Source organism: Caballeronia sp. M23-90 (assembly GCF_053574605.1).
The window spans coordinates 1-4,031 of record NZ_JBSIPA010000554.1 but is presented as its reverse complement, the minus strand read 5'-3'; the positions used below and the strand labels follow the sequence as shown (position 1 = coordinate 4,031).

3 protein-coding genes and 2 pseudogenes are annotated in these 4,031 nt (G+C 57.7%); 4 read left to right on the top strand and 1 reads right to left on the bottom strand.

Annotation, left to right across the window (positions count from 1 at the left end; all coding sequences use genetic code 11):
- Positions 1-546 (bottom strand): annotated as a pseudogene (locus ACRXB1_RS32335) (AarF/UbiB family protein); the annotation flags it as partial.
- A gap of 1,062 nt (positions 547-1,608) precedes the next feature.
- Here ACRXB1_RS32335 and ACRXB1_RS32330 point away from each other — a divergent pair.
- The 4 genes and pseudogenes from ACRXB1_RS32330 to ACRXB1_RS32315 all read left to right on the top strand — a co-directional run.
- Positions 1,609-2,181, top strand: a complete 573-nt coding sequence (locus ACRXB1_RS32330; RefSeq protein WP_449494350.1) for a hypothetical protein — start codon at positions 1,609-1,611, stop codon at positions 2,179-2,181.
- A gap of 198 nt (positions 2,182-2,379) precedes the next feature.
- On the top strand, positions 2,380-2,745 hold the full coding sequence (locus tag ACRXB1_RS32325) for a hypothetical protein (RefSeq protein ID WP_062172294.1): 366 nt from the start codon (positions 2,380-2,382) through the stop codon (positions 2,743-2,745).
- A 100-nt stretch (positions 2,746-2,845) separates the two neighbouring features.
- Positions 2,846-3,676 (top strand): alpha/beta fold hydrolase, encoded by an 831-nt coding sequence (locus tag ACRXB1_RS32320; RefSeq protein ID WP_449494349.1) that lies wholly within the window; start codon positions 2,846-2,848, stop codon positions 3,674-3,676.
- Positions 3,677-3,802: 126 nt separating this feature from the next.
- A pseudogene (locus ACRXB1_RS32315) lies at positions 3,803-4,031 on the top strand (hypothetical protein); the annotation flags it as partial.

Below are 4,031 nucleotides of genomic sequence, written 5' to 3'. Positions count from 1 at the left end.
TCTGATTGCACGTCTGGGCGATACCGTCAATGCAATGCTCGACCTTCGCCAACGCGCCGCCGCGCCCGCCACGTCGAGATCCTGCGCGAGCTCCTTGCGGGTATCGGCACGAATCAGCGTGAGCCGGGCGCTGACGGGCAATCCCGCGGTGCCCAAGCTCGTTTCATTCAACCGCACCGAAGCGCGATGCGTCTGCTCGGCAATTCCGCAGCGCTCGGGTTCGTCTTCCACCTCGATCAAGGCAGCGGCACGCCCGGGCGGCAACGCTGTAACAAGTGCCTGCCGCAATGCCGCGCCTTTCAACGGCGACTTGAGCGTATCGAGTTGCGCCAGCGCAACCCGCACCGCCGTTTCCGACAATGCCGGATGCTGCTCGAGCACGCCCGATGCCATGCTCAACACGCCTGAGAGGTTTTGCAGCAATGGCGCGCGCTGGGAAAGACTCGTGGCGCCATGAGCGCGCATGCCGGCCGTGAACGAGCGCATGACTCGGTGGATCGGCTCGGACTTGCCGGCGTCCGTCATCCGGCTCTCACGAACGAACATAAAGGCGAGACGCCAGATGCTTCGCAGCCGCGGCGTCAAGGCGTTATCCGGGGAAGGTGTGTATGGAAGATGTCTTGCTCCTTTAGGTGCCGCGATAAAAGCCAGCGGCAACACAAATTAAACCTCAGCAAGGTTCATTTCGCAAATTGTCTTGTTTCGCGTGGGCGTTCGGAAAATTGCCGTGTGCTTGCGATCCGCACGCAGCGCAAGCGCAAATAACGCGAGAGAGATAACGGCCTGCCCTCAGGCTGCGGCCTCATACTCACAGGAAACAGTTACGGGTGGTCTCGCGCGACACGGTGATGCCGTTTGAAAAATGATTTCATTCCCGCCGCACTTCACCAGATGTCCAAAGCCCAGTTCCAAACTTGAGAATCGGTGGCGCGAGTCGAATTCATCAAACCGCTAGTCCCTAATTACCTACTCAAAGTCTTATTTTTGTCTAACTATTAAACACGTCTAGACCGAACACTTTTGAGACACAGTTTCGAAATCGCCTCAATCTCAGATAACCCAGAATTTTAAAGGTGTGAAGAAACGTGTGACGGGCCTGTGGCGCAACATGTCAACACGAGTGAGACAAAGCGATTTCAGCAAATCACCAAAGTTCGGTCGGGGCACTGGCAGCAGGGAATTTGCGCATGTTCAAAAGCGGCAGGCAGGGAATTCCGGGGCGCGTTCGACATCGAAAACCCGACAAATCGCAAACAAAACGCTATCGGCGTTATTGCCAAGTCGAGGATTGAGCATTTACGATAAATCACCCTACATTCAATAGCTTGCATAGCCTCAACGAAACTAGACCGCTGATAATTTCAGTTTCTATGGTTTAACCCGGCATATTGAAAAATTGTCAAATTTATACAAATTTTGCCTTGGTGCAACAGCTTTACTTTACAGTTATTCACACGGTGCCTCAGACTGACAATCGCAATTCGCCATTTAAGACAGTTGGCCTAAAGCAATATAACCAAGGCATTTTTTTAATCTGCACTCCACCCGTCAATTGGCATAGTTCGTGCGTTATTTTCGATTTTCCGCCGCCCTATTTTTGATTGCCACATGCCAACCATCCAAGTGATCGAATTACAAATGACAGCCTTCAGCGAAGTGCTTGCCGAGTGCACGGAGCTCAAGGATCGTGTCGAAACAGAACGGGTGGCGGTATCGGCGATTACTGCCGCGCTCGTCAGCGCCAGTGAAACGCTTGTGGAGCGCGGCTGGATGACGGCAAAAAAGGTGCACGGACTGACCGTGTCCATGGAAGAAAGCGCGCTCGACCTCCGCGCCGCGCTCGACGAAGTGGACGCATCCATCACCACGGCTATCGCTCCTGTAGAGGTTTTCGCGCAGGCAACCGAGCGCATGCGGATTGCCCAATCCCAGGAAGCAGTCGTCGATGTCCCCGGCGCGCCGTCGCGCGCGCTGCTCGATATCGTCGCGGCACAGTACTCGGCGCTATGCGAAAAGCTGCTGCGCAACGTCCGCGAACTGGCCACCATGGCGGCCGTCAGGCTGGATGATCTGCGCCAGAAAATCGACCTGCTCAAGTCATCGTTTGGTGAGATCACCGCGGCGATGGCCACTCCAGAGTTTCGTCAGGGAGCGCCTGCGCACCTCGTCATGCATCATTAGGGCCTGCGCAACACCGCATGTCGTTACGTAACATCGGAACATGTGTCGACCGCAGCCTCTCATCAGCAGCACAGCCTTTTGCGGGGCCTCACACGTACCGCCCAAATGGCTGATTCCGCATTGCACTGTGGCGTGATATCGTTTTCCTGTCGGAATCAAAACTTCCGGAAAACATCAATCATCTTGGTGAGCAATGCCATGAACGACGTACGCCACAGTCTCGGCCCTAACGACCGCGTGGAATTGCTCTGCTGGCTCACGTGCGGGAGCCTCGGCGCGTATTACCTGAACGGTTCCTGGCCCACCGCGGCCTTTCACGTACAAGCCGCTCATAAATGGCTCGACAGGCATCAACGGCAAGCGGAATGGCTCGCCATTGCCAAATTGTCGGCGATCGCGGCAGATCTCGCGCAACGGCATTCAGAACTGGTCGATGCCGACTGGGCCCGCGACGCGGTCGAAGAAATCCTGGATAGCGACGATCTGAACTATCAGTCGGAACTCGTTCTGCGCGTGCTCGACGAATGCAGGCGCGCGCTCGCCGACAAACGCCCGGCGGATTAGGCAAAAGACCGGCAACCGGTTTAGCGCGGCGCCCTATCTACGCTAATGGGCGCGCTCGTTCGCGCCAGAAGCGCGAACATCTAACTCACCCGCCGCAAACATGGATCAACTGGTATCGCCTTCCTTCGCAGACTTACCAGCGGAGAACGGTCGCAATTCGCTGCGCATTGAATATCGATGGCTGAACGCGAACTCGACCGATGCTTCCATCGCCGTGTTCCTGCACGAGGGGCTCGGCTCGGTTGCAATGTGGAAGGACTGGCCGCAAGCACTTTGCGATCGACTTGGCTTTCGCGGACTGGTGTATTCGCGGCCCGGATACGGCGCGTCCACGCCGCGCGAGGCCAGCACGAAATGGCCGGTTGATTTCCTGCACGCGCAAGCACAGGACGTGCTCCCGGCATTACTCGATGTTCTTGACATAGGCCACGCCGAGCGCGCCCGGATGTGGGTGATCGGACACAGCGACGGCGGGTCCATCGCCCTGCTCTACGCGGCGGCGTTTCCTGACGCGCTGGCTGGCGTTATTGCGATTGCGCCGCATGTGTTCGTCGAAGCGATGTCGGTGGAGATGATCAGCCAGGCGAGAGTTCAGTACACGCAGGGCGACTTGCGCAGCCGCCTGGCGCGGTATCACGCGGATGTGGACTCGGCCTTCTATGGATGGAACGATATCTGGCTGAGCCCCGCGTTCAGGGACTGGAATATCACGCGTCTTTTATCGTCTATCAGGTGCCCGCTTCTCGCGGCTCAAGCCGAGGACGACGAGTACGCAACAATGGCGCAGATCGATGCCATTCCGTTGCACGCTCCCCAAACCGTGCTCGCAAAGTTGCCCGCCGGCGGCCACTCGCCGCACAGGCAATGCTCCGATTCGCTCGATGCAACGATCGCGGAATTCGTTACCGGGAAGGTCGTGCCAGGGCATTGAGGCACAATGCTGGCAAATCCTAGTCGGGAGTACCAAGTGAACCCACAAGCGGACCCACAAGCAAAGCCGCGCCCGCCAGTCGATATCGCGCGGCATCTGCTCGTGATCGTCATTCTGACGGGACTGATGATCGGCAGCCTCTATATCCTTCGGCCATTCATTCCGGGCCTGATCTGGGCTACGACCATCGTGGTCGCGACCTGGCCGGTCATGCTCGCCGTGCAGCGCGAGGGTCGAGATCGCTTTATAGAGCGGCAGAACGATCACGATCCCCAGGATAATGAGCATGATGGCGGTGGCGGCCCATCGGCGATCGCCGACACGGCGCTGCACCGCGAGCATGACCGGCCAGGTA

Bases quoted from the DNA above. Each gene is read 5' to 3' on its own strand.
- ACRXB1_RS32330 (WP_449494350.1), top strand. From the start codon at position 1,609: ATGCCAACCATCCAAGTGATCGAATTACAAATGACAGCCTTCAGCGAA.
- ACRXB1_RS32325 (WP_062172294.1), top strand. From the start codon at position 2,380: ATGAACGACGTACGCCACAGTCTCGGCCCTAACGACCGCGTGGAATTG.
- ACRXB1_RS32320 (WP_449494349.1), top strand. From the start codon at position 2,846: ATGGATCAACTGGTATCGCCTTCCTTCGCAGACTTACCAGCGGAGAAC.